Annotated in this window: 21 protein-coding genes and 1 tRNA gene; 19 read left to right on the plus strand and 3 right to left on the minus strand. The window is 67.6% G+C overall.

Annotation, left to right across the window (positions count from 1 at the left end; all coding sequences use genetic code 11):
* The first annotated feature begins 1 nt into the window (after window position 1).
* The 5 genes from VYI76_RS10595 to VYI76_RS10615 all read left to right on the plus strand — a co-directional run bounded on the left by VYI76_RS10595 (window position 2) and on the right by VYI76_RS10615 (window position 7,114).
* A tRNA-Thr gene (locus VYI76_RS10595) sits at window positions 2-74 on the plus strand.
* Window positions 75-297: 223 nt separating this feature from the next.
* Window positions 298-3,411 carry a TonB-dependent receptor domain-containing protein gene (locus VYI76_RS10600; RefSeq protein ID WP_326524712.1) on the plus strand — a complete coding sequence of 1,038 codons (3,114 nt, stop codon included), beginning with the start codon at window positions 298-300 and terminating at the stop codon, window positions 3,409-3,411.
* The gene (gene ggt, locus VYI76_RS10605) at window positions 3,411-5,144 is read left to right on the plus strand and encodes a gamma-glutamyltransferase (RefSeq protein ID WP_326524713.1); all 1,734 of its coding nucleotides are present in this window, start codon (window positions 3,411-3,413) and stop codon (window positions 5,142-5,144) included. The genes VYI76_RS10600 and ggt overlap by 1 nt, the downstream gene beginning before the upstream one ends.
* Before the next feature lie 45 nt (window positions 5,145-5,189).
* Window positions 5,190-6,656 (plus strand): amidohydrolase, encoded by a 1,467-nt coding sequence (locus tag VYI76_RS10610; RefSeq protein ID WP_326524714.1) that lies wholly within the window; start codon window positions 5,190-5,192, stop codon window positions 6,654-6,656.
* A complete protein-coding gene (locus tag VYI76_RS10615; RefSeq protein WP_326524715.1) occupies window positions 6,653-7,114 on the plus strand; it encodes a SixA phosphatase family protein in 462 nt (153 codons plus the stop codon). Before VYI76_RS10610 ends, VYI76_RS10615 begins: the two co-directional genes overlap by 4 nt.
* 137 nt (window positions 7,115-7,251) lie before the next feature.
* On the opposite strand, the gene VYI76_RS10620 is transcribed toward VYI76_RS10615, so the two are convergent.
* A complete protein-coding gene (locus VYI76_RS10620; RefSeq protein WP_326524716.1) occupies window positions 7,252-9,873 on the minus strand; it encodes a TonB-dependent receptor plug domain-containing protein in 2,622 nt (873 codons plus the stop codon).
* A 249-nt stretch (window positions 9,874-10,122) separates the two neighbouring features.
* Here VYI76_RS10620 and rplU point away from each other — a divergent pair, with 249 nt between their 5' ends.
* The 3 genes from rplU (at window position 10,123) to VYI76_RS10635 (ending at window position 11,573) form a co-directional block, all read left to right on the plus strand.
* Entirely contained in the window at window positions 10,123-10,545 is a 423-nt protein-coding gene (rplU, locus tag VYI76_RS10625; protein WP_326524717.1) for a 50S ribosomal protein L21, read from the plus strand.
* A 29-nt stretch (window positions 10,546-10,574) separates the two neighbouring features.
* Window positions 10,575-10,844: a 50S ribosomal protein L27 gene (gene rpmA / locus VYI76_RS10630; RefSeq protein WP_326524718.1), complete on the plus strand. Its 270-nt coding sequence runs from the start codon at window positions 10,575-10,577 to the stop codon at window positions 10,842-10,844.
* Window positions 10,845-11,021: 177 nt separating this feature from the next.
* Window positions 11,022-11,573: a GNAT family N-acetyltransferase gene (locus VYI76_RS10635; protein ID WP_326524719.1), complete on the plus strand. Its 552-nt coding sequence runs from the start codon at window positions 11,022-11,024 to the stop codon at window positions 11,571-11,573.
* A gap of 133 nt (window positions 11,574-11,706) precedes the next feature.
* Here VYI76_RS10635 and VYI76_RS10640 read toward each other — a convergent pair whose 3' ends face one another.
* The gene (locus VYI76_RS10640) at window positions 11,707-12,549 is read right to left on the minus strand and encodes a metal-dependent hydrolase (RefSeq protein ID WP_326524720.1); all 843 of its coding nucleotides are present in this window, start codon (window positions 12,547-12,549) and stop codon (window positions 11,707-11,709) included.
* A gap of 48 nt (window positions 12,550-12,597) precedes the next feature.
* Here VYI76_RS10640 and VYI76_RS10645 point away from each other — a divergent pair, with 48 nt between their 5' ends.
* From VYI76_RS10645 to lptG, 10 genes are all read left to right on the plus strand, one after another.
* Complete coding sequence (locus tag VYI76_RS10645) at window positions 12,598-13,182, plus strand: helix-turn-helix domain-containing protein (protein WP_326524721.1); 585 nt, start codon at window positions 12,598-12,600, stop codon at window positions 13,180-13,182.
* A 150-nt stretch (window positions 13,183-13,332) separates the two neighbouring features.
* Window positions 13,333-14,379, plus strand: a complete 1,047-nt coding sequence (obgE, locus tag VYI76_RS10650; RefSeq protein WP_326524722.1) for a GTPase ObgE — start codon at window positions 13,333-13,335, stop codon at window positions 14,377-14,379.
* A gap of 122 nt (window positions 14,380-14,501) precedes the next feature.
* Complete coding sequence (locus VYI76_RS10655; protein ID WP_326524723.1) at window positions 14,502-15,059, plus strand: Uma2 family endonuclease; 558 nt, start codon at window positions 14,502-14,504, stop codon at window positions 15,057-15,059.
* A 45-nt stretch (window positions 15,060-15,104) separates the two neighbouring features.
* Window positions 15,105-16,208, plus strand: coding sequence for a glutamate 5-kinase (gene proB / locus VYI76_RS10660; protein ID WP_326524724.1), 1,104 nt, complete (start codon window positions 15,105-15,107; stop codon window positions 16,206-16,208).
* Window positions 16,205-17,107 carry an NAD-dependent epimerase/dehydratase family protein gene (locus VYI76_RS10665; protein WP_326524725.1) on the plus strand — a complete coding sequence of 301 codons (903 nt, stop codon included), beginning with the start codon at window positions 16,205-16,207 and terminating at the stop codon, window positions 17,105-17,107. The genes proB and VYI76_RS10665 overlap by 4 nt, the downstream gene beginning before the upstream one ends.
* Before the next feature lie 43 nt (window positions 17,108-17,150).
* The gene (locus VYI76_RS10670) at window positions 17,151-17,393 is read left to right on the plus strand and encodes an acyl carrier protein (protein WP_326524726.1); all 243 of its coding nucleotides are present in this window, start codon (window positions 17,151-17,153) and stop codon (window positions 17,391-17,393) included.
* Between the two features lie 5 nt (window positions 17,394-17,398).
* The gene (gene spt, locus VYI76_RS10675; protein ID WP_326524727.1) at window positions 17,399-18,652 is read left to right on the plus strand and encodes a serine palmitoyltransferase; all 1,254 of its coding nucleotides are present in this window, start codon (window positions 17,399-17,401) and stop codon (window positions 18,650-18,652) included.
* Between the two features lie 46 nt (window positions 18,653-18,698).
* Window positions 18,699-20,672 carry an ATP-binding protein gene (locus VYI76_RS10680; RefSeq protein ID WP_326524728.1) on the plus strand — a complete coding sequence of 658 codons (1,974 nt, stop codon included), beginning with the start codon at window positions 18,699-18,701 and terminating at the stop codon, window positions 20,670-20,672.
* A gap of 80 nt (window positions 20,673-20,752) precedes the next feature.
* On the plus strand, window positions 20,753-21,952 hold the full coding sequence (locus VYI76_RS10685) for an LptF/LptG family permease (protein WP_326524729.1): 1,200 nt from the start codon (window positions 20,753-20,755) through the stop codon (window positions 21,950-21,952).
* Window positions 21,949-23,049, plus strand: coding sequence for an LPS export ABC transporter permease LptG (lptG, locus tag VYI76_RS10690; RefSeq protein WP_326524730.1), 1,101 nt, complete (start codon window positions 21,949-21,951; stop codon window positions 23,047-23,049). The genes VYI76_RS10685 and lptG overlap by 4 nt, the downstream gene beginning before the upstream one ends.
* 4 nt (window positions 23,050-23,053) lie before the next feature.
* Here lptG and VYI76_RS10695 read toward each other — a convergent pair whose 3' ends face one another.
* Window positions 23,054-24,166, minus strand: coding sequence for a fatty acid desaturase family protein (locus VYI76_RS10695; protein ID WP_326524731.1), 1,113 nt, complete (start codon window positions 24,164-24,166; stop codon window positions 23,054-23,056).
* A 130-nt stretch (window positions 24,167-24,296) separates the two neighbouring features.
* Here VYI76_RS10695 and VYI76_RS10700 point away from each other — a divergent pair, with 130 nt between their 5' ends.
* Window positions 24,297-25,448 carry an N-acetyltransferase gene (locus VYI76_RS10700; protein ID WP_326524732.1) on the plus strand — a complete coding sequence of 384 codons (1,152 nt, stop codon included), beginning with the start codon at window positions 24,297-24,299 and terminating at the stop codon, window positions 25,446-25,448.
* Window positions 25,449-25,507: the final 59 nt, after the last annotated feature.

Here is a 25,507-nt window from a genome sequence, read left to right on the forward strand (position 1 = left end):
TGCCGGTTTAGCTCAGCTGGTAGAGCAGCGGTTTTGTAAACCGAAGGTCGCGGGTTCGATTCCTGCAACCGGCACCGCCCCGCCCGGTCCTCTCCACGACCCATAGCGCCAGCGCATCTCCCCATAACCGCCGCGTAATGAAGTGTTGCGAAACGGCATCTGCCCGACCGGAAATTTCGCTGGCCCAGCGGTTACCTGTGGACGCTCGTCCTATCCGGCGCGAAAAGGGCGACCGGGCCGAAGGGCACGCCGCGCCTCGGGAAGGCGTCGGCACGGCATATTGGGGGATTATCGATCATGACGAAGCGAGAGCTGTTCCTGTCCGCCGCCTGCGTGGCGCTTGCCGCGCCGGCCGTCGCCCACGCCGCGCCACAGGATACCGCTGCCACGGCACCCGCTCAGGACGATGCCCCGCCCGCCAACGAAGTCGTCGTCGTCGGCACCCAGATCCGCGGCAGTTCGATCACCGCGGCGCTGCCCGTCACCGTTGTCGGGCCGGAGGAGCTCCAGGCGATCGGCGCCACCTCGGGCGACGAGTTGCTGCGTTCGATCCCGCAGCTGGGCGACGTCACCTTCCAGTCCAACTATCTGCCCAACAGCTCCAACGCGGCGCGCGGCGACGTCGGCTCGATCAACCTGCGCAACCTCGGCGTCGGCAACACGCTGGTGCTTCTGAACGGCCGCCGCGTCGTCAACCACCCGACCAGCCGCGCCAACGAGAACCTCGTCCCCGTGCTGACGGTCAACAGCAACACCATCCCCGCCTTCGGTATCGAACGGCTGGAGGTGCTGCGCGACGGCGCCGCCGCGATCTACGGGTCGGACGCGGTCGCCGGCGTGGTCAACACCGTGCTCCAGTCGGATTTCTCGGGCCTCCAGTTCGAAGGCCAGATCGGCTTCGCCGAAGACACCAACATGATGGAGACCAACCTCAACCTGCTGGCCGGCAGCAACCTGGGCGGGCGCGGCAACATCACCGTCTATGCCAGCCGCGAATCGCGCACGATGCTGCGCGCCGCCGACCAGCGCTACACCGCGTCGGACGACAAGCGTTCGCTGTTCGCCGGAACCCGCTTCGACGGCTCGACCTCGCTCGACGGCCGCTCGACGATCACCCCCTGGGGCGTGTTCCAGACGCGCGGCAACGTCGCCGTCCGCCAGGGCACCGGCACGACCGGCGCGCTCGTCACCAACGCCTCGGGCCAGTTCCACATCCAACCGACTGTCAACGGCGGCTGCTCGGCCTCGGTCCCGTCGAACGCGGCGATCTGCATCGACGACGGCACCAACACCGCCGCCGCCGACCGCAACACCCGTTTCGATCCGTCGGCAGCCTACAACCGCACGATCCTGCCCAAGGTCGAACGCTACAACTTCTTCGCCAACGGTCATTACGACCTGACCGACAACCTCGAGCTGTTCGGCGAGGCCGGCTATTACAAGGCGACGACAGAGAGCGTCCAGAGCTCGACCGGCACGCTCGCTTCCGGCCCGATCGTCATCCCGGTCACCAATTATTACAACCCGTTCGGCGCGACCGGATCGGTCAACCGCGTCCCCGGCCTGAACACGCCGGCCGCCGGCCTCGCGGTCACGCTGTCGAGCTATAATTTCTCCGACGTCGGCCCCAATCTGGTCGAGGTGGAGAACGACCAGTGGCGCCTGCTCGGCGGGCTGCGCTTCACGCTCGGGGGCATCCATTTCGAAAGCGCCGCGCTCTATTCGGAAGCGACCGTGGTCGATCGCTCGGACGGCATCAGCGCGACCTCGCTCCAGCGTCAGCTCGGCCTCGCCACGCCCGACGCCTACAATCCCTTCAACGGCGCGGACCTCGCCAACCCCTCGCTGCGCGACGGCACGCCGTCGAACCACGCGGCGATCGACGCGATCCGCGTCAAGACCCAGCGCCGCAGCAAGGCGACGCTGGCGCTGTGGGACATCAAGGGGTCGAAGGCCGATTTTCTGACCCTGCCGGGCGGCGACCTGGGCATCGCGTTCGGCGGCGAGGTGCGGCGCGAGAGCCAGCTCGACGATCGCGATCCGCGCGTCGATGGAACCATCAAGTTCACCGATTCGATCAGCGGTTTCGTCAACGATTCGGATCTGGTCGGGACCAGCAACTCGCCCGACACGCGGGGCAAGCGCACCGTCTACGGGGCCTATATCGAAGCCGCGGTGCCGGTGATCGGTCCCGACATGAACGTGCCGCTGATCGATCGCCTCGAATTCCAGCTTGCTGGCCGCTTCGAGAATTATTCCGACGCCGGTTCGGTCGCCAAGCCGAAGATCGCCGGCGCGTGGGACATCGTCCGCGGCATCCGCATCCGCGGCTCCTACGCCGAAAGCTTCCGCGCGCCGAACCTCGAACAGGTCAACGCGACGCTCGTCACCCGGTCGAACACCCGCCAGGATTCGATTCGGTGCGAGGCCGGCCTGCGGCAGCCGCCGACGATCACCGGCCCGGCCGGCACGCCGATCACCAATCCTCTCTACATCGCCAGCTTCGCCAACTGCTCGCAGAGCTTCGCGACCACCGCGCGCCGCGCCGGCAACCCGAACCTGAAGCCGGAGCAGGCGAAGAACTGGACGGTCGGCGTCGCGCTGACGCCCGAGTTCCTCGCCCAGTCGATCGGCCGCGTCACGCTCACCGCCGATTACTGGAACATCAAGCAGCGCGAGATCGTCGGCCTGTTCGGCGAAGGCAACGCGCTCATCAACGACTATCTGCAGCGCGTGCAGGGCAAGACCGATCCCAACGTGATCCGCGCCGATCCGACGGCGGATGATATCGCGCTGTTTGCCGGCACCGGCCTCACGCCGGCGGGCCGCGTGCTGTTCGTCAACGATCAGTACGTCAACCTGCTGCCACAGGCGGTTTCGGGCTACGACTTCGGCCTCAACTGGCGCGTCCGCGACTTCGGCCTCGGCCGCTTCGTGCTCAACGTCAACGCCGCCAAGCTCGACAAATATTTTCTGACCCCGTCCGCGCCGATCCAGGCGCTGATCGACGCGCGCGCCGCCGGCACGATCAACCCGGCGACCAACATCGCCGACGCCGGCGATCTCGTCCGCCAGAACGGCAAGCCCGAATGGCGCGTCACGGGCTCGCTCACCTGGTCGAGCGGCCCGTTCCAGATCGGCGGCTTCACCAGCTACATGAGCGATGTGGAAGATACCGGTCTGCGCGACACGGCGGGTGTTGCCTGGCTGGTCGAAGGCCGCACGACCGTCAACCTCTACGGCCAAGTCCAGTTCGGCAGCCGTCGCGGCGGTGAAGGGCGGCACCGCTTCCGCTTCGGCGTGCGCAACCTGACCGACAAGGATCCGCCGCTCCATTCCGAAGGTTATCTGGGCACGCTCTATTCGCCCTACGCCCGCTATTGGTACGCCAACCTGCGCTCGACCTTCTGATGCGCCGGTTCACCGCCGCCCTCGCGCTCCTCGCGCTCGCGACCCCGGTCGCGGCGCAGGAGACGGAAGCCCCCGCGCCCCGTACCGGCACGGGCGGCGACATTGTTGCGTACGACCAGATTCACAAGCCGATCATCGGCCGTGGTGGGATGGTTGTCAGCCAGAACGTGATCGCCAGCCGGGTTGGTGCGGATATCCTGCGCAAGGGCGGCAACGCGGTCGATGCGGCGGTGGCGGTGGGCTTTGCGCTGGCCGTCACGCTGCCGCGCGCGGGCAATATTGGCGGCGGCGGCTATATGCTGATCCACATGGCGGCCAGGGACGGCAAACCCGCCGTCGATCTCGCGATCGATTATTACGGCCAGGCCGGGCGCAAGACGACGCCGGACCTGCTGCTGGGCGAGAACGGCCGGTTCGACAATGCCAAAGGCTGGTCAATGAAGGGCGTCGCCATCCCCGGCACCGTCGCGGGGTTGTGGGAGGCGCACAGGCGCTTCGGCTCGCTGCCCTGGGGCACGCTGATCGCGCCCGCCATCGCGATGGCGGAACAGGGCGTGGTGTTGTCCGACGACGAGGCCTCCGCCAACGCCGCGCAACGCAAGGGCATGGAGGACGACGCCGCCGCGATGGCGATGTTCTTCAAGGCGGACGGCAGCGCCTACCAGCCCGGCGAGACCTGGAAGCAGCCCGATCTCGCAGCGACGCTCAAGGTGATCGCCGCGCAGGGGCATGACGGCTTCTACAAGGGCGAGATCGCGAAGAAGATCGCCGCAGGGATGAAGGCCGGCGGCGGTATCCTCGACGAACAGGATCTGGCCGATTACCGCGCGATCGTGACCGCGCCCGTCCTGTCGAGCTATCGCGGGCAGAAGGTCGCGTACATGCCGCCGACCGCCTCTGGCCTGTCGGTCGCCCAGGCGATGAACATCCTGGAGACCTTCCCGGTCAAGGACCAGCGCTGGGGATCGGTCGCCAACCTCCACCTGCTGTCGGAAACGATGAAGCTGGTGTCGGCCGACCGCCAGCTGATCGGCGGCGGGCCGGACTGGAAGACGCCGGAACGGGGCCTCGCGTCCAAGGCCTATGCCGCCGAACGCGCGAAGCTGATCCGGCCCGACCGCTCGCTGGGCGCGAAGGACGTGGCGGACGGCAATCCCTATCCGTACGAAAGCAGGGACACGACGCATTATTCGGTCGCCGACAAGGACGGCAACGCGGTCAGCAACACCTACACGCTGTCGGCCAGCTACGGCGCGCATGTGGTGACGCCGGGGACGGGCATCCTGCTCAACAACTCGCTGGGCAACCTCGCGTGGAGCCGGCCGGGCGAGAGCGGCAAGGCGACCCGCCCGGTGCCGGGCAAGCGCGTCGGATCGACGATCACCCCGATCATCGTGTTCAGGGACGACAAGCCGTGGCTGGTCACCGGCACGCCCGGTGGCGGCTATATCATCGCGACGATGGTGCAGGTGCTGTCGAACGTGATCGACCACGGCCTGAACGTGGCCGAAGCCGCGCAGCGCCCGCGCATCAACCAGGGCGGCGGCGACGCCCCGCTGGAGCTTGAGGAAGGCTTCTCGCCCGACATCGTGCCGCTGCTCGAGGCGAAGGGCCACAAGGTCCGCCCGTCGAACACGATGGGCAGCACCCAGTCGATCATGGTCGACGGCGACAAATTCCTAGGCGCCGCCGACACCCGCCGCCCCGACGCCGCCGCAATCGGCGTGCGATGAGTCTCCCTCTCCCCTGAAGGGGAGAGGGCTAGTAAAGGAAGCGCCATGAAATCCCTCCTCCTCGCCACCGCCACCGCCCTCGCCCTCCCCGTCGCCGCGCAGGCGCAGGCGCTTCCCGATGCCCAGCGCAGCGGGATCACCGCCAACGTCGATGGCCGCGGCACCGCGCTCGCCGCGACGGCGAAGGCGATCTGGGACCTGTCCGAAGTCGGCTATCAGGAGGTGCAGAGTTCGAACCTGCTCCAGGCCGAGCTGAAGAAGGCTGGTTTCACCGTCACCGCCGGATCGGCCGGCATGCCGACCGCGTTCGTCGCCAGCTTCAAGAACGGCAAGGGGCCGGTCATCGCGATCCTGGCCGAATATGACGCGCTGCCCGGCACCGCGCAGACCGCGTCGCCCGAGCGCCAGCCGATCGCCGGCAAGGCCGCCGGCCATGCCTGCGGGCACAATCTGTTCGGCGCGGCCAGCGTCACCGCCGCCGCCGCGATCAAGGACTGGATGATCGCCAACAAGGTGGCGGGCGAGTTGCGCGTCTATGGCACCCCGGCCGAGGAAGGCGGATCGGGCAAGGTCTATATGGTCCGCGCCGGCCTGTTCGACGATGTCGATGCGACGATCCACTGGCATCCCGGCGATTCGAACGGCGTCAGCGTCGGCAAGAGCCAGGCCAACATCTCCGGCAAGTTCCGCTTCAAGGGGCTCAGCGCTCACGCATCCGGCGCGCCCGACAAGGGCCGCTCCGCGCTCGACGGGGTCGAGGTGATGAACGTCGCGGTCAACTTCCTGCGCGAACATATCCCGATGACGACGCGCATCCACTATGTCGTCACCAACGGCGGCGAGGCGCCGAACGTCGTGCCCGATTTCGCCGAAAGCTATTACTATGTCCGCCACACCGATCCGGCGATTGTCCGCTCGGTAATGGAGCGGGTGAAGAAGGCGGCGGAGGGCGCGGCGATCGCCACCGGCACGAGCTATGAGTGGGAAGCGACCGGCGGCGTCTATTCGATGCTGGGCAACGATACGCTGGCGGCGGTGATGCACCGCAACCTCCAGTCGGTCGGCGCGCCGAAGTGGACTGCGGAGGAAACCCGCTGGGCCGCGACGATCCAGAAGACTCTGCCGACGCAGAAGCCGATCGAGAGCGCCGCCACGGTCGGCCCGATCTGGCGCGGCGACGGCGGCGGATCGACCGACGTGTCGGACATCAGCTGGGTCTCGCCCACGGTGGGCCTGGGCGTCGCGACTTGGGTGCCGGGCACGCCCGCGCACAGCTGGCAGGCGGTTGCCGCCTCGGGCGCGCCGATCGGCGCCAAGGGCGGTGTGGTCGCCGCCAAGACGATCGCGCTGACCGCCGCCGAGCTGTTCCGCAGCCCGCAGGTGCTGGCCGATGCCAAGGCCGAATTGCTCCGCCTGCGCGGACCCGACTTCAAGTACGAGGCGATGCTGGGCAGCCGCAAGCCGGCGCTCGACTATCGCAAGCCCACGCCGGCCGGCACCGTCAGCGAATGAGGCTCGCGCTGGCCGCGCTGGCGCTCGTCGCCGTCGCGCTGCCGGCATCGGCGCAGACCTATGTCGTGCGCCACCTGAACACCCCCGCCGGCGAGCGCGATCCCGATCTGCTGCCGGCGGGCAAGGCCGGCGCTGAGGCGCTTGCGAAATGGTTTCGCGGCAAGCGGCTGACGGCGATCTACGTCAGCGATTACAGGCGAACCCGCCAGACCGCCGCCCCGATCACCGCGGCGCGCAAGCTGGAACCGATCGTCTATGATCCCCGCGACACCCCGGCGCTGGTCGCGCGGTTGAAGGCCACGAAAGGCCCGGTGCTGGTGGTCGGCCACAGCAACACGGTGCCGGATATCGTCGAACAGCTCGGCGGCACACGGCCGGGTGACCTGAAGCACGAGGATTTCGGCGATATCTGGGTGGTGAAGTCGGGCAGGAGCCGGCACGCGCGGTTCGCGCGCTGACCGTCCGCTCTGCCCGTTCGCCCCGAGCCTTATCGAAGGGCTCAGGCCGCCACGCCGTCAGACGGGACGGCTCGCGCCGCCCCGCTGACCGACGTGGCCAGTCCCCGGATTGCTCACGCAATCCGGGGCCGCCCGTGTCAGAACTGGAACGCCACGCGTCCGTACAGGAACCGCCCGTTGAAGCCGAACGGCGACAGCTGGCTGTACGGCAGGAAGTAGCTGTTCGGCGTGAAGCCCGGCGCGCCGGTCGCGCCACCGGTCGGCAGGCGATCGGGATATTTGTCGAACACATTGTCCGCGCCCACCGCCAGCGTGACCTGCTGGATCGGCTTCACCCGCAGTTCGACGTCGGTCACCCACTTGGGGGTCAGCTCGAAATCGCCCGCGACGGTGCCGAGCGGCGCGGTAAGCGCGCCGTTCACCGCCGTCCACACGCTGCCATAGCGGTTGGTACGCGCCGTGAAACCGACAGGCCCGTAATCCCAGTCCATCGACAGGTTCAGCTTGGTGCGCGGCTGGGCATCGGTCAGGCGGAACGATTCCTGCCGCCCGAACAGCGGCGTGCCGGCCAGCGTCGGATTGGGCAGCACCGCGCGGCGCGTGATCTTGGTTTCGTTGTAATTGTAGCCCGCCGTCAGCACGAAGCGCCCCGCACCGAAATCGGGCACACGGTAGGTGCCGACCACATCGACGCCCTGCGTCCGCGTATCGACGCCGTTGACGAAGAACCGCGCCGAGGTGACGCCGTTGATCCCGGCCGCCTGCAGCAGGGCGACGACGGCCGCGCCCGTCAGGTTCTCGGTCAGCGTGACGCGATCGTCGATCTTGATGTTGTAATAGTCGGCGGTCAGGCTGAACCCGCTGAACGGGTTGAGCGCGATGCCACCCGACAGGTTGAGCGCGTTTTCCGGCGTCAGCTGCTTGCCGCCCAGCGCCGTGCCGATCCGGCTGGTCGCCGGCACCGTCACGATATCGATCAGCGTCGGAACGCCCGCGATGATCGTGTTGTTGGTCGAGGTGGTGGTGAAGAACTGCTGCGCGAGGCTGGGCGCGCGGAAGCCGGTGGAGACCGAGCCGCGCACCGAAATCCCGTCGATCGGCTCGAACCGCGCGGCAAGCTTGCCGTTCCACGTGCTGCCGAAGTCGGAGAAATGCTCGTAGCGCCCCGCCGCCTGGATGGTGAAGCGATCGCCCAGCTCGGCGTCGATTTCCGCATAGGCGGCATAGCTGTCGCGCGAGACGTCGGTCGCGTTCGACGGCTGGAAGCCCGGGAACACCTGCGCACCCGGCGCCGCGCCGTTCGCCAGGAACGGGCCCGCCAGATAGCTGGTCGGATGGCCAGGGCGGATCTTGAAATTCTCGTTGCGGTATTCGGCGCCGAACGCGATGCCGAAACTGGAGGCGAACGACACGTCGAACTTCTTCGACAGGTCCAGGTTCACCGTCGTCTGGCCGAAGGCGATGCCGCCGGCGTCGAACCGCCGCGGCGAAAGCAGGCCGCCCAGCGACACGTTGAAGCTGTCGATCGTCTGGTAATCGAGCTGGTTCGATCCGTAGACGACCGACAGATCGGCATTGAACCCGCCGACCTGGCCCTTGACGCCGACCGACGCGGAAACATCCTCGATCTGGCTCTGGATCTTCGGCAGGAAGCCGTTGGGATAGAAGGGCACGAACGGCGCGTTGGGCAGCGTCGCCCCCGGTGCCGACCAGTCGCGATTCCGCGCGTCGTTCGCGCGGCGGTAGAAGCCCGCGCCGATGCCGTCACGGATGCCATAGGTGCCGAACGCATAGAGCTCGGCCACCTCGCCCAGGTCCATGCCCGCGTTCAGTACCAGGTTGTAATCGACCGCCTTGCCGTCGCCATAGCCGTGCGTGAAGCGGTCGATCGCCACTTCCTTGGCGTTCTCGCCGACCTGATACTGCCGCCGCGGGTCGGCACCCGAACGCTGGGTCGGATCACGGTCGCGGAACTGCGCCGCGAAGCTGAAATAGCCGGAATCGCCGACCGGCAAGCCGATCCGGGTCGCCAGCGTCAGCGTGTCGCCGTCGCGGCGCTCGACTTCCTCGCCATAGTTCAGCGCGAGGATGTCGCCGGCACCGCCACCGGGCGTCAGGATGTTCGGCACGCCGCCCGTGGTCTGGACGCCCAGCACCTCGCGGACGCCGCTCTGCGTCGAGCGATACTGGCCGAAGGTGACCGAGCCGGACACGCCGGCGCGGCGGGCGAGCTGGATGTTGATGACGCCGGCGATCGCGTCCGAGCCGTACTGCGACGACGCGCCGTCGCGCAGCACCTCGATCCGGTCGATGGCGATCGGTGGAATCTGGTTCAGGTCGACCGCGCTCGATCCGCGCCCGACCGATCCGTTGAGGTTGAGCAGCGCGGCCTGGTGGCGGCGCTTGCCGTTGATGAGCACCAGCGTCTGATCGGGCGCCAGGCCGCGCAGCGTCGCGGGGCGCAGCGAATCGGTGCCGTCGGTCAGCGACGGCTGCGGGAAGTTGAACGACGGGACGAGCTGGTTCAGCACCTTGTTCGTCTCGGTCTGGCCGCTGGTCGCCAGCTGGTCGCCGCCGATGACGTCGATCGGCACCGGGCTGTCGGCGATCGTGCGACCGCCGATGCGGCTACCGGTGACGATGACGGTATCGCCGGTGATTTCCTCGCTGGCGGCGGGGGGCGTGTCCTGCGCGACCGCCGGCGCGGCGAGTGCCATGACGGAAACCGAGGCGAGCGAAACAAGCAAAGTCCGGCGCATGAAATATTCCTCCGATGGAGTTAGCCGGTGGTGACCCGGTCTTGCTCAATAGCTTATGTCTCGATGGCGCCGTAACAAGGCTGTAACACAGCGGGTTGCGGGGATTCTGCCACGCTGTTGCTGCGGCGCAACACTCGGGCGACGGGAACGACTCGGTTGACAGCGCGGCCACCCTCCACTAGCAGCGCCCCTTCATTCCGCCCGGCTTGCCGGCGCGGGGCACAAGCTTTGGATGAAAGTTCTAACGCCATGTTCGCAGTCGTGCGCACGGGCGGCAAGCAGTATCGCGTTGCCGCTGGAGACAAGATCGTCGTCGAGAAGATCGACGGCGATGCCGGTTCGTCGGTGACCCTGGGCGACGTGCTGCTCGCGGGCGAAGGCTCGGAGCTGAAGTCGGTCAGTGGCCTGACCGTCGCCGCGGAGATCATCGCGCAGGCGAAGGGCGAGAAGGTCATCGTCTTCAAGAAGCGCCGCCGCCACAATTATCGCCGCAAGAACGGTCACCGCCAGAACCACACGATCCTGAAGATCCTGTCGATCGGCGAGGAAAAGAAGGCGGCGAAGGCCAAGAAGGCCGACGAGACCCCGGCGGTGGAAGCCGCTCCTGCGGCCGAAGCCCCCGCGAACAAGGCTGCGCCCAAGAAGGCCGCACCCAAGAAGACCGAAGCGTAAGCGCGCCGAGACGTACGGAGTAATTCGAGATGGCACATAAGAAAGCAGGCGGTTCGTCGCGCAACGGTCGTGATTCGGCCGGCCGTCGCCTTGGCGTGAAGAAGTTCGGTGGCGAGCAGGTCATCGCCGGCAACATCATCGTGCGTCAGCGCGGCACCCGCGTCTATCCGGGCACCGGCGTCGGCATGGGCAAGGACCATACGCTGTTCGCGCTGGTCGATGGCCGCGTCGCGTTCAAGGAAGGCAAGCTCGGTCGAAAGTTCGCGACCGTCGAGATTATGGCCGCTGCGGCCGAATAACGGGTAACCGGACGGGTTGCCCACCGTGGGCGACCCGGGTTCCGCGCAGGAACCAGCCAACAAGGGAGACGGGTCGCCCCGGCTCCCTTTTTTCTTGCTCCCTCGACATGGCAACCGGCTGTCGCCGCAGTGTCACGGAAACGTGGCACCGGCGCATCCGCGACGAGGAGAGTGGACATGTTCGCACGCACCCCCCGCCTGACGCTCCGGCCCGGCTGGATCGAGGACGCAGCAGCGCTTGCCCGAGCGATCGCGCATGAGAGCGTCGCGATGAAACTCGCCCGTCTGCCATGGCCCTATTCGCTGTTCGACGCGGAAACCTTCCTTGCCATGCCTGTCGCGCCGGACGAGGCGTCGTGCCTGGTGTTCGCGCATGAAGACGGGGAACCGCCCCGGCTGATCGGCGGCTGCGGCATCCACCGCGGCGAACATATGCACGAACTCGGCTACTGGCTGACGCCGGAGGCCTGGGGGCGCGGCTATGCGACCGAGGCCGGGCGGGCGATGCTGGGCATCGCGCGCTGGGGCCTCGGGCATCGCCGGCTGGCGGCGCACCATCATCTCGACAATCCGGCGTCGGGCCGGGTGCTGCGCAAATTGGGGTTCACGCCGACCGGCGGCGTCTCGCACCGAGCCAGCCGCGCGCGTGGCGGCGCTGTGGCAAGCGCCAGCTATGCCATTGCGCTCGACGGCGGCGGCGACGTCGAACCACCGCGCATGGCGGCGTGACGAAAGCCTGCGCCTTAAAACCGTTATCCCCGCAGAGGCGGGGATAGAATTGGGGCTGACGTCGCGACCGAGTCGCGACGTCAGCCAGGATGGAGTCTCGCCTTCGCGGGAATGACGGCGCCCAGATCTGGGATCACGCCGCCAATCGGGCCGCCTCATATTCGCTGTCGACCAAGCCGATCAGCGCGCGATCGTCGTGGTTCCATGGGTGGAAGCCCGGCAGGAAGAAGGCCAGCCACGCCCCCAGCACCTTGCGCGCCATCCCCGGGTTACCGAACGCATATTTGAACACGCGCCACTTCACCCCTGCCCCGGTCAGCCCGTCCTGCCGCAGCAGTTCCAAGATGCCCTTGGTACGCCCGGCAAAGAACCGCGCGGTGACGATCAGCATCACCAGCGCCTTGATCCGCCAGCGCGTGAACCGCGACCAGTCGCGCGTCGCGTGCAGCCAGGTGTCATAGGCGACGCCCTTGTGCTCGATCTCCTCGATCGCGTGCCAGCGCCACAGCGCCGCGGCTTGCGCATCCCCGCCGGCCAGATGCGCGGGGTTCGCAACCAGTTCGTGCGCGATGATCGCGGTGAAATGCTCCAGCGCCATCGTCGCGGCCAGGCTGGCGATCGCGGGCCGCCCTTTCGCGATGGCCAGGACGCGATCCACCTCGGCATCGAGCGGGCGGATGTCATAGCCCTGATCGACGACATGCCGGTTGAACGCGACGTGTTCGCGGCTGTGGATCACCTCCTGCTTGATGAAGGCATTGATCTCGCGTTCCAGGCGCGGCGGCGTGCCCTCGCGGAACTTGCGCACCGAATCGATGAAGAAGCCCTCACCTTTCGGGAAAGTCACCGACAGGGCGTTGTAGAAGGCGGTGGCGATCGGATCGTCGTTCAGCCACCAGCGCCGATACGTGCCGTCGCGCCCGAACCGCAAATCGCGCGGAGTGATGATCAGGTCGGCGGGAGTCTTTGCGTTCACGGCCAATTTCCTCCAGTCTCGGACGGAATCTGGACATTACTTACACAAATGTCAATAACTCCCATCCGCAAACGCCTCTCGCCGGAAGCATCGCGTGACGCCGCGCTGGAAGCCGCGCGCGACCTGCTCGTCGAATTCGGCCCGCAGGCGGTAACGCTGAAGGCGGTCGCCGCGCGGATCGGACGGACACATGCCAATCTGCTCCACCATTTCGGCTCGGCGGCCGGCCTGCAAAAGGCGCTGATCGCGACGATGGCGCAGCGCATAACCGGCCGCATCGCCGAGGCGGTGCTGCGCGCCCGAGCCGGCGACCAGAACCCGCAGGAAGTCGTCGACCTGACCTTCGACGCCTTCGACCAGGGTGGCGCCGGCGCGCTTGCCAGTTGGATGATCCTGTCGGGCAACGAGGATGCCCTCGACCCGATCCTGACCGCGATCCACGATCTGGTCGACGAACTGGTGGAGGGGCACGACAACCCCGACCTTCCACTCCACGACGAGACGCTGCAGCTGGTGCTGATGGCGCTGGGCGATGCGTTGCTCGGTGGCGCGATGGCCAAGGCGCTGGGCCTGCCGCGTGGCCGCGCGCGCGAACTGGCTGCGCGCGGGCTGATGGCGATGCGGCGGGAGTAGGTCTTACCGTCTGCCGTTCGGGCTGAGCCTGTCGAAGCCCTGTCCTTTTCTGCGCCGCGGCAAAGCCGCGTCGTCGGCCGGAACGGTGCTCCGCCGGCCGGGCGCGCTCTCGTGTCGCTTTAGCGTCGCTAAAGCGCTACAGCGCGCGCCATGCATTTTCTCGATCAAGCAAAGATCTTCGTCCGTTCGGGCGCCGGCGGCGGCGGGGCCGTGTCGTTCCGGCGCGAAAAGTTCATCGAATATGGCGGTCCCGACGGCGGCAACGGTGGCAAGGGAGGCGACATCATATTCGAGGCGGTCGCCGGGCTGAACACGCTGATCGACTTCCGCTACACCCAGCATTTCCGCGCCGATCGTGGCAAGGGCGGCTCAGGCTCCAACCGAACCGGCGCGGGCGGCGACGATCTGGTCATCAAGGTGCCGGTCGGCACCCAGATCATCAGCGAGGACAAGGAAGAGATACTGCTCGACTTCACCAAGGTCGGCCAGCGCAAGCTGTTCCTGCGCGGCGGCGACGGCGGTCGCGGCAACCTGAGCTACAAGACCTCGACCAACCGCGCGCCGCGCCAGCACGGCACCGGCTGGCCGGGCGACGAGGCCTGGGTGTGGCTGCGACTGAAGCTGCTCGCCGATGCGGGGCTGGTCGGCCTGCCCAACGCCGGCAAATCGACCTTCATCAACGCCGTCACCAACGCGCAGGCCAAGGTCGGCGCCTATGCCTTCACCACAACCCGCCCCCAGTTGGGCGTGGTGCGCCATAAGGAGCGCGAATTCGTCGTCGCCGACATTCCGGGGCTGATCGAGGGCGCGGCCGAGGGCGCCGGCATCGGCGACCGGTTTCTGGGGCATATCGAACGCTGCCAGGTGCTGCTGCACCTGGTCGACGCCAATGACAAGGATGTCGCGGAAAGCTACCGCATCGTCAGCGACGAACTGGCCGCCTATGGCGCCGATCTCACTGAAAAACCGACCATCGTCGCGCTCAACAAGATCGACACGCTGGACGATGAACTGATCGCCGCCCTCTCCGCCGAACTGGAGGAAGCCAGCGGCGGCGAGGTGATCCCGCTGTCCGGCGCCGCCGGCATCGGCGTCGATTGGGTGCTCGACAAGCTGCTGGAGAAGATCGCCGAGAGCAACCAGGCCGTGTCGGACGACGACGAAGGCGAGGATGAGGTGGAATGGTCGCCGGTTTAGGCCGAAGATACCAGCCTCTCCCATTTTGCCGATGAACAGCAATTTCTAAACCGTCGCACCAGCGTTCCCGTCGGTGAGACGTTGCTGTTGGCCCGCGATTTCTGAACTGCTAGACCGCTCGCATGGCGACGCAACCCGACTATCCCCTGCTGACCGCTGACGAGTTCCTCCAGATCGATTTCGGAGGCAAGAAGGCTGAGTTGGACAACGGCGTCATCCGCATGATGGCGGGTGGGACAGCGCGACACGCCCAAGTTCAAGGCAATATTTTCTCAATCCTCCGCAGCCAACTGCGCGGGACGGGATGCGCGCCTTACAATTCCGACATGGCAACACGGACGAGCGATATATCTATCCGCTACCCGGACGTCAGCGTTTTCTGTAACCGTGGCGGATCGGCAAATGACGATAACAAGGCTTTCGATGATCCCAGAGCGATCTTCGAAATCCTGTCCGCCGGCACCGCGCGTACCGACCTTCGCGTGAAGCTTGACGAGTATAAGGCGCTCGACAGTGTCGACACGATCGTCTTCGTCGATATCGCGGTCGAGCGGGTCCGGATCGTCCAGCGCACGGCCCGCCACGGCTGGAGCGACGTCACGCACGACGATCCGGTCGATGTCCCCCTCCCCGCCCTGGACTTGGTCATCCCGCACGACGAGATTTTCGCGCGCGACTGACGCGGATTGGCGCGGGCGCGGGCGCGCGCTAACGACGCCGGCGAGATGGCGCTGTTTCCCCCCACCGATTGCGCACGGCTGATCGTCAAGATCGGGTCCGCGTTGCTCGTCGATCCCGATGGCGGCGTGCGCCGGAAATGGCTGGCGGGAATCGCTGCCGATATCGCCGAACGGTGCCGCGTGGGCCAGCAGGTGGCGGTGGTGTCCTCGGGCGCGATCGCGCTGGGCGCGCGGCGGCTGGGGCTCGCCAGGGGGGGCCGCGCCAGCCTGGAGGATGCGCAGGCCGCCGCCGCCACGGGGCAGATCGCGCTCAGCCAGACCTGGGCCGAGGTGCTTGGCGCGGAAGGGCTCACCGCCGCGCAGATGCTCGTCACGCTCGACGATCTCGAGGATCGCCGCCGCTATCTCAACGCCGCGGCGACGCTCGATCGGCTGTTGTCGCTTGGCGTCGTGCCGATCCTCAATGAGAACGACAGCGTCGCCACGGCTGAAATCCGCTTCGGCGACAATGATCGCCTCGCCGCGCGCGTCGCGCAGGCGGCGGGCGCGCAGGGCGTCGTGCTGCTCAGCGACATCGACGGCCTCTACGATCGCAACCCAGCACAGCCCGGCGCGGTCCACATCCCGCGTGTCGAACGAATCGACGCCGGCATCGCCGCGATGGCCGACGATCGCTCCGCCTCCGGCATGGGATCGGGCGGCATGGTGTCGAAGATCGCCGCCGCCCGCATCGCCGCCGCCGCGGGCGCGCATCTGGCGATCGCGTCGGGCCGGATCGACCGGCCGCTGTCCACCGACGCGCGGCACACCCTTTTTGTCGCCGAACGCGCCGCCCCTGCGCGCAAGGCGTGGCTGGCCGGCGGGATCACCGCGCGCGGCACGATCCGCGTCGATGCCGGCGCCGCGCGCGCGCTGGCCGGCGGCGCGAGCCTACTGGCGGCCGGGGTGACCGATATCGAGGGCGATTTCGCGCGCGGCGATCTCGTCGAAATCATCGGGCCGGATGGCCGGATCGCGCGCGGCTTGTCCGAATATGACGTCGCCGACGCGCGCAGGCTGATCGGCCGCCGCCGCGACGATCACGCCGCGATCCTCGGCTACGCCCCGCGATCGGCACTGGTCCACCGCAGCCACATGGCGCTGACATGAAACTGGCGATCACCGGTGCGACGGGCTTCGTCGGATCGCGTCTGATCGCCGCTTCGGTGGCTGCGGGGCATGAGGTTCGCGCACTCACCCGCCGCGCCCAGCCGGAACGCGACGGGATCGACTGGGTCACCGGATCGCTTGAAACGCCGGATGCGCTGGACGCACTGGTGCGGGATGCCGACGCCGTGATCCACGTGGCCGGCGTGGTCAACGCACGCGATCGCGACGGCTTCGCGGCGGGCAACATCGACGGCACACGCGCCGTGCTGGCCGCGGCGGAAGGCTCGGGCGTCCATCGCTTCGTCCATGTCTCGTCGCTGGCCGCGCGCGAACCGGGCCTATCGGCCTATGGCTGGTCCAAGTCCGATGCCGAGGGACTGGTGACCGGATCGCGCGCGGATTGGGATATCGTTCGCCCTCCCGCCGTCTATGGCCCCGGCGACATGGAGATGCGCGAGTTGTTTCGCATGGCCAAGCGCGGGATCGCCCTGCTGCCGCCGGGTGGGCGGCTGTCGGTTATCCATGTCGATGACCTCGCCCGCCTGCTGCTTTCGCTCGCCGCCCGGCCCGCCACGCGCGCCGTCTACGAACCCGACGACGGCCGGCTCGGCGGCTGGAGCCACACCGCCTTCGCGCACGCGATCGGCGACGCGGTAGGCCGCAAGGTTCGCGCCGTCTCTCTCCCGCGCCGCATCCTCGATCTCGGCGCGCGCGCGGATGCACTGATCCGGCGCGGCGGCGCCAAGCTGACACCCGATCGCGTTTCGTATTTCTGCCACCCCGACTGGGTGTCCGACCCGCTGCGCCGCCCCCCGCCGGCGTTGTGGCGTCCGCGCATCGAGACGAGCGCGGGGCTGGCCGAGACCGCGGCGTGGTATCGCGCCCAAGGCCTGCTATAGCGCCGCCCCATACGCGCCGTAATCCGACGCCAAAGGACCGCAGATGACCGACCGCAGCCAGATCCTCGACACCGTCACCGCGCAGATCGAGCCCTTCAACAAGAAGGGCGTGGCACTCAGCGAAGCCACGACCTTTCAGGGCGATCTCGAATGGGATTCGCTGACCGTGATGGATTTCGTCGCGGCGATCGAGGACGAATTCGACATCATCATCACGATGAACATGCAGGCCGAGATCGAGACGGTTGGCCAGCTGGTCGATGCGGTCGCCAAGCTGAAGGGCTGACGCGCATGACCGAAACCGGCCTCCAGCCCGACGCGCCCGCCCCGCTGCCGGCGGGAACGCGCGACCTGATGTCGAAGTTCGACGGCCTCATCGCCGAACGCCAGGCACTGCTCGACAGCGGCGTCACCGATCCGTTCGCGATCGTGATGGAACAGGTGAAGTCGCCGACCGAAGCGGTCATCAAGGGCCGGGACACGATCCTGCTCGGCACCTACAACTACATGGGCATGACGTTTGACCCCGACGTCCTGGCGGCGGGGCACGAGGCGCTGGAGAAGTTCGGTTCCGGCACCAACGGCAGCCGGATGCTCAACGGCACCTTCCGGGATCATATGGAGGTCGAACAGGCGCTGCGCGACTTCTACGGCGTGTCGGGCGCGATCGTCTTCTCGACCGGCTACATGGCGAACCTCGGCATGATCTCGACCCTCGCCGGCAAGGGGGATTACGTGATCCTCGACGCCGACAGCCACGCCAGCATCTATGATGGCTGCAAACAGGGCTATGCCGACATCGTCCGCTTCCGCCACAATGACGTGAACGACCTCGACAAGCGTCTCGGCCGTTTGCCCGCGGAGGCTGGAAAGCTGGTCGTTCTGGAAGGCGTCTATTCGATGCTCGGCGACATCGCACCGCTCCGGGAAATGGTCGCCGTCGCCAGAAAGCACAATGCGATGGTGCTCAGCGACGAAGCGCATTCGATGGGCTTCTACGGCCCCAACGGTCGCGGCGTGTACGAGGAACTGGGGCTGGAGGACGACGTCGATTTCGTCGTCGGCACCTTCTCCAAGTCGGTCGGGACGGTGGGCGGCTTCTGCGTGTCGAACCATCCGAAGTTCGAGGCGATCCGCCTTGCGTGCCGCGCCTATATCTTCACCGCGTCGCTGCCGCCGTCGGTGGTCGCCACCGCCGCCGCGTCGATCCGCAAGCTGATGACCGCGCACGACAAGCGCGCGCGGCTGTGGGAAAACGCCCGCACGCTGCACGGCAACCTGAAGAGCCTGGGCTTCCGTCTCGGCACCGAAACGCCCGACAGCGCGATCATCGCCGTGATCCTCGACGATCAGGAACAGGCGGTGGCGATGTGGCAGGCGCTCCTCGACAACGGCCTGTACGTCAACATGGCGCGGCCGCCGGCGACGCCCGCCGGCACCTTCCTGCTGCGCTGCTCGCTGTGCGCCGAGCATACGCCCGAACAGATCGCCCGCGTGACGCAGATGTTCACGGCGGCCGGCCGCGCGGTGGGCGTGATCGGCTGAGCGCGACTTCCCAAGATTCGCCCGTTCCTGTAGGGTCGCGCGCGGGATGAGCGACCGGGGCGCATCCGATTTCGCGGGCTTCGTCCACGCGCACTGGCGCGCGATCATGATGGTGATCGTCGCGGCACTGGGCGCTGGCGTGCTCGCGGCGCTGATCGTCACGGTCGGCTATGCGAACACAGCGCGCGATCGGGCGCTGACGCTGCAATCGCAGAGCTTCGACGTCATGCTTCGCGCGCGCGGCCTGGCGGAGACCATGGCCCGCGCGGAGGCATCGCTCGGCCGCTACGTCATCAGCGGCGACCAGCGGATCGGCGTGCAATACCAGGACGAATGGGTCCGCGCCGGACAGCAGATCGACCGGCTCGACCTGCTGGTCCGCGACAACCAGGAACAGGATCGGCGCATCGACGCGCTGCGGATCGCCTACACCGATCGCGGCGCGGAACTGGCGCTGATCGCGCTGAGCACGCGCTACAAGAAGAACAACCAGGCGCTGGCGCATTATTATGCCGCCCGCGACGCCGCCTCGCTGCGCCGCATCACCCGCCTGCTGGAAAGCTTCATCACGCGCGAAAAGGCCCTGCTTCAGGCGCGCAGCGACGCCGCGCAGACGACGATCGCGGCGTCGAACCTCGCGGCCAAGGTGCTGGCGCTGTTCGGCATCGCGATCGTGCTGGGTGCGATCGCGCTCGGCTGGCTGACCCTGCGCGCCCAGACGGCCCGCGCGGTCGCCGATGCCGAGACGGAAGCCGAACGCCAGCGCGTCGAGCTGCTGGAGGCCGCGGTGCATACGGTAACGACCGAGCTCCAGACCGAGGCACGCGAACGTGAAGTCGCCGAGGCCAAGCTGCGCCAGATGCAAAAGCTCGACGCGGTCGGCCAGCTGACCGGCGGTATCGCGCATGATTTCAACAATATGCTGGCGGTGGTTCTGGGCGGCATCGAGCTCGCCAAACGCCATCACGGCGGCCGCGATCCCGAAGTCTCGCGCCATCTCGACAGCGCGGAGGAAGGCGCCGAGCGCGCCGCCGCCCTTACCCGCCGTCTGCTCGCCTTCGCGCGCGTCGAACCGCTCCAGCCCGCCTCGGTCGAGGCGGCGGGGGTGATCGCGGGCATGTCCGACCTGATCGATCGCACGCTGGGCGATGCGATCACCATTGAAACGCACGACCGGAGCGAAGGCTGGCGCGTCCGCGTCGATCCGAGCGGGCTGGAGAACGCCGTACTCAATCTGGCGGTCAACGCCCGCGACGCGATGGACGGGCGCGGTACGCTGCGCATCGCGACCGGCGCCGCGCGCCTCGCCGAGCACGAAGTCGATCAGTGCGCGGCCGGCGACTATGCGACGATCGCGGTCGCCGACAGCGGCTGCGGCATGAGCGCGGAGGTGATGGAGCGGGTGTTCGAACCCTTTTTCACCACCAAGCCGATCGGCAAGGGCACCGGGCTGGGACTCAGCCAGATCTTCGGCTTCGTGCGCCAGTCGGGCGGCGCGATCACGATCGATTCGATCGCGGGTCAGGGTACGACCGTCACCATCTACCTGCCGCGCGACACCAGCGTTGCGTCGGCACCCGCGCGTCTGCCGACGCGTCCCGAACCGGTCACGCCGCGCGCCGCTCCGTCCCCCCGCCGTATCCTGGTGGTCGAGGACGATCCCCGCGTGCTGTCGGCGACGATCGACGCCTTGAAGGATCTGGGCCATGCCCCCGTCCCCTGCGGCGATCCCTTCTCCGCCGCGACCATGGTGGCGGAACACGGCCCGTTCGACCTGATCCTCAGCGACGTGCTGATGCCCGGCAAGACCGGCCCTGAACTGATCGCCGAACTCCGGCCCGCCCTGCCCGGCGTCGCGGTGCTGTTCGTCACCGGCTTCGCGGGCGACGCCGCCGAACATACCGGATTCGAGGATTATCCGGTGCTGCGCAAACCCTATACCATCGCCGCGCTGGAGGCGGCGGTCGCGGCCGCCGTGGACGCGCCGCCTGGCGGGGAGCCGGTACGCTCCGCCGCGTGACGCGCGAATTGGGCTGGCGCGCGCCGCCCGGCCCGATATAGCCGTTCCTCCCCCACTCGAAGGCCGCCCTGCCCGCTCCCATGCAGTCGATCGATCGCTATCTGGCCCGGCTCATCGCGGTGCCGCTGATCTCGACGCTGGTCATCGCGGCGATGCTGCTGGTCCTCGACCGCATGCTGCGACTGTTCGATTTCGTCGCGACAGAGGGCGGACCGGTCAGCGTCGTGTGGAAGATGCTGGCCAACCTGCTGCCCGAATATCTCGGGCTCGGCATCCCGATCGGGCTGATGCTCGGCATCCTGCTGGCGTTCCGGCGGCTGGCGACAACGTCGGAACTCGACGTACTGCGCGGCGTGGGCATGAGCTATGGCCGGCTGCTGCGCGTGCCGTACATGTACACTTTGGTGCTCGCCGCACTCAACCTGGCGATCGTCGGCTATGTCCAGCCCAAGGCGCGCTACGCCTATGAAGGGCTGCGGTTCGAGCTGCGATCGGGGGCGCTGGGCGCGTCGATCAAGGTCGGCGAGTTCACCAACCTGGGCGACAAGATGACGCTCCGGATCGAGCAGAGCCTGGAGGACGGCCACCGCCTCAACGGCATCTTCGTCCACGCGACCCCGATCGCCGGCACCAGCGTGTCTGTGACAGCCGCCAGCGGCCAGTTCCTGCGTACCGACGATCCCGACGTCATCATCTTCCGCCTGACCAACGGCACGCTTGTCCACGACGCGCCCGATTTCGTCGCGCCGCGCGTGCTGACCTTTACCAGCCACGACCTGCCGATCGATCTGCCGCGCTTCGAAAGCTTCCGCCCGCGCGGGGAGCGAAACCTCGAACGCACCCTGCCCGAACTCGCGGTCATGGGGCATGATCGCGGCGAAACGCAGCAGGTGCGCGACACCAGCCGATCCGCCTTCCACTTCCGCGTGGTGGAGGTGGCGACGATGTTCCTGCTGCCCCTGCTCGCGCTGGCGCTCGGCATCCCGCCCAAACGCTCCACCTCGGCGCTCGGGGTGTTCCTGTCGATCGTGATGATCGTGACCTATCACAAGATTAACCAATATGCGGAGGCCGTGGGCGGGCTCGGCCGGATCGATCCGCTGATCGCCCTGTGGGTGCCGTTCCTGCTGCTCGCGGCGCTGATCGGCTGGATGTACTATCAGATCGCCTATGTCCCCGGCGGCCAGCCGATCGGCGCGCTGGAACGGGTGTTCGGCAAGCTGGCGTCGGCGATCGCGCGGCGTCTGCCCGGCCGGCGGCGACGGGAGGCTACGGCATGAGCGCGGCGGCATCCTTCTTCCCTTCGCGGACGATCACGCTCTACATGGCGCGGCTGTTCCTGACGCGCACCTTCGCCATCCTGATCGCGCTGGTCGTCGTGCTTCAGGCGCTCGACCTGCTGAGCGAATCGGGTCGCATCCTTGCCTATTCCGGCAATGGCGAGGGCGAGATCTGGCGCTACGTCGGCCTGCGCGCGCCGCAGATCGTCGCGCGCTTCCTGCCCTTTTCCGTGCTGCTCGGCACGATCATCACGCTGACCACGCTCAACCAGAACAGCGAGGTCATTTCCATGAAGGCGGCGGGCCTGTCGGCGCACCAGGTCCTGGCCCCGCTGATGGTCGCCTCGCTGGGCATCGCGGCGTTGTCCTTCGCGTTCAACGACCGGATCGTTGCGCGCGCCACCGCGACGCTCGATCAGTGGCAGAAGGTCGAATATGGCCCGTTGCCGATCGATCGCGGCGACCGCAGCAACGTTTGGGTGCTCGACGGCGACGATCTGATCCAGGCACGCCAGATCAAGGGGCGCGGCGGCGGCGCCGTGCTGGGCGGCGTCAGCGTCTATGAACGCACGGACGGCCGTCTGACCGCCATCGTCACGGGCGAAACCGCCCGGCTGGACGGCGATGCATGGCGCCTCGAAAATGCCCGCCGCTTCGACGTCGCCACCGGCATCGCGACCCGGCTGGCGAGCACGCAGGTCGGCCCCGGCGTGCGGCCCGACCAGTTCACGCTTGCCACGGTCGATCCCGATGGCCTGTCGTTCCGCGCGCTTGCCGTCGCGATCGACGATCTCAAGGCGGCGGGCCGGCCGACCAAGGCGCTGGAAGGCGCGCTGTGGCACAAATTGTCGGGGCCGCTGTCGTCCGTGCTGATGCCGCTGCTGGCCGCCGTCGCGGCGTTCGGGGTCGCGCGTTCGGGCAAGCTGTTCGTCCGCGCGGTGATCGGCATGGCGTTGGGCTTCGCCTATTTCGTCGCCGACAATTTCGCGCTGGCGATGGGCAATCTCGGCGCCTACCCGCCGTTCCTCGCCGCCTGGGCGCCGTTCCTGCTGTTCGCGATGGTCGGCGAGGCGGTGCTGGTTCGTACCGAGGAATAGCCGCTCAGCGCTGACCGAAGGTCGAGCGCACCAGCCGGCCGAGCAGGCCCGGCAGCCCCTTGTAGCTCGCCTTGTGATAGGGTGATCCGGCTTCCACCGCCGCGCATAGCCGGCGATGCGCCTCGCCCAGATTGTGATAGGGCACGCCCGGCAGCAGGTGGTGCAGCGCGTGGTAACGCAGGCCCACCGGCGCCCACAGCATCGGCAGCAACCCCGGTGGCGGCACGTTGACCGAATCGAGATACTGGGCCGTCACCGTCATCGCCTCGCCGTCATTCTCCCACAGGTGGGCGACGAGCGTGCGGACCTGGTTGAGGACCATCGTCGCCGCCAGCACGCCCAGGAAGATCGCGAACGCCTTCAGCGGTACGATCCCCGTTGCAACCAGTGCGATCAGCGCGATGGCCCACAGGCCGGCCGCGATCTCCAGCCGTACCCAGTAGCGGCGATATTCATCCTTTTCGTCACGGCGGCGAAAGGCGGGATTGATCGCCAGCGCCGAAAACCGCGCGGCGATCGTGCGGCGAAGCGGCGGGATCGCCAGCGAGAGCGGCGAGAGCACGGCGAAGCGGAACAGGAACGCGATCGGCGCCAGCGCCGCCGCGCCCACGAACATCGGCACCGACCACGGCTTCATCAGCGCGAGCGGGAGATATTCGGGATCGTCGACCGTGCCATAGCGCGTCTTCGCATGGTGCAGCGTGTGCACGCCTTCGTACAGGAACGACGGGATCAGCAGCGGCACGCCCACCAGCAGGTTCCACGCCAGCCGGTATCCCGGCACCGCCGCATGCTTCATGTGGCTGACTTCGTGGATGAAGCTGCCCGCGCGGTACAGCGCGAACACCGCGACGATGCCCGACAGGATCGCCAGGCCGGTCTGCGGCAACAGGATCGCCCCGGCGAGCGCGGCATAGCCGAGCGCGACAGATGCCAAGCTGTCCGCCCAGTAAATCCAGGGCCTGGGCGCGGCCAGATCGCGCGACAGTTCGGCCGCCGCGCGCAGCAGCGCCTTGTCGTCGGCGATCCGTTCACGCGGAGCCGGTGGCTGGGCAAGCGCCCAGGCGCCCGCCGTGCGCCGATCGAGAGTGGCAGTGGTATCCATCGGGCTGGCCATTGCCCGAAGATAGTGGCTGATTGGTGGCGATACGAGGGAGGCGGGTGGCCGCCTCCCGCGGAAATCCCGCTTGCCATGATCGATCGCGCCGGTCACACGACCGCCGTCTTCCCGCTGCAAGGCTGGTCCAATGGCCGATCTTTCCATCCGCGCGATCTCGTCGAAGGCCGATTACAAGACCTTTGCCGACCTGCCCTTTCGCCTCTATGCCGACGATCCCAACTGGGTGCCGCCGCTGAAGGGTGAGGCGCTGGGCCTGTTGCTGCCCGAAAAGAACGGCTGGTTCAGCCACGCCAAGGCGCAGCTTTTCCTGGCCGAGCGCGACGGCAAGGCGGTGGGACGCATCTCCGCCCATATCGACACGCTGGCGCTGACGATGCCGGTCGAACAGGGGTTCGGTCCCGGTACCGGGCAATGGGGCCTGTTCGACGCGGTCGATGGCGAGGTCGCCGCGAAGCTTGTCGCGACGGCGGAGGACTGGCTGCGCGGCCAGGGGATGACGCGCGCGCTCGGCCCCATCTCGATGTCTATCTGGGAGGAACCCGGCCTGTTGATCGAGGGGTACGATCACCCGCCGACGATCATGATGGGCCATGCCAAGCGCGAATATCGCGGCTGGATCGAGGGTGCCGGCTACGAACCGGTCAAGCGGTTGATGACCTACGACCTCGACATCACCCAGGATTTCCCGAAGATCGTCCAGCGCATCATCCAGTCGGGCGAGCGTAACGACAGCATCCGCATCCGCGAAGTCGACAAGTCGCGGTTCGAGGAGGAAGCGGCGATCATCCTCGACATCCTCAACGATGCGTGGTCGGACAATTGGGGGTTCGTGCCGCTGACCCCGCCGGAAATCGACGATATCGGCGTCAAGCTGAAGCCGATCGTGTTCAACGACCTGATCCGCATCGCCGAACTGGATGGGCGGCCCGTCGCCTTCATGATTACCCTGCCCGACCTGAACGAGGCGCTGAAACCGCTGAAGGGCAATTTGTTACCCTTCGGCTGGGCAAAACTGCTGCTGTGGCTCCGCCGGCCGAAGGTGCGGACGATGCGCGTGCCGTTGATGGGCGTCGTCAAGGAACTCCAGTCCTCGCGCCTCGCCGGCCAGCTCGCCTTCATGATGATCGAATATATCCGCCGCGCCGCCCTGAAACGCTATGGCGCCACGCGCGGCGAGATCGGCTGGGTGCTGGACGACAACCAGGGCATGCGGTCGATCGCCGAGACGATCGATAGCCAAGTCAACAAGATCTACCAGATTTACGCACGCGCGCTGTAAAATCTGATCCAGCCGCCCTGAATCGGGCCGGCTCTCCGGCAAAGGCCGGAGCGTTGGCG

Source organism: Sphingomonas sp. (assembly GCF_035910975.1).
GTDB lineage: Bacteria > Pseudomonadota > Alphaproteobacteria > Sphingomonadales > Sphingomonadaceae > Sphingomonas.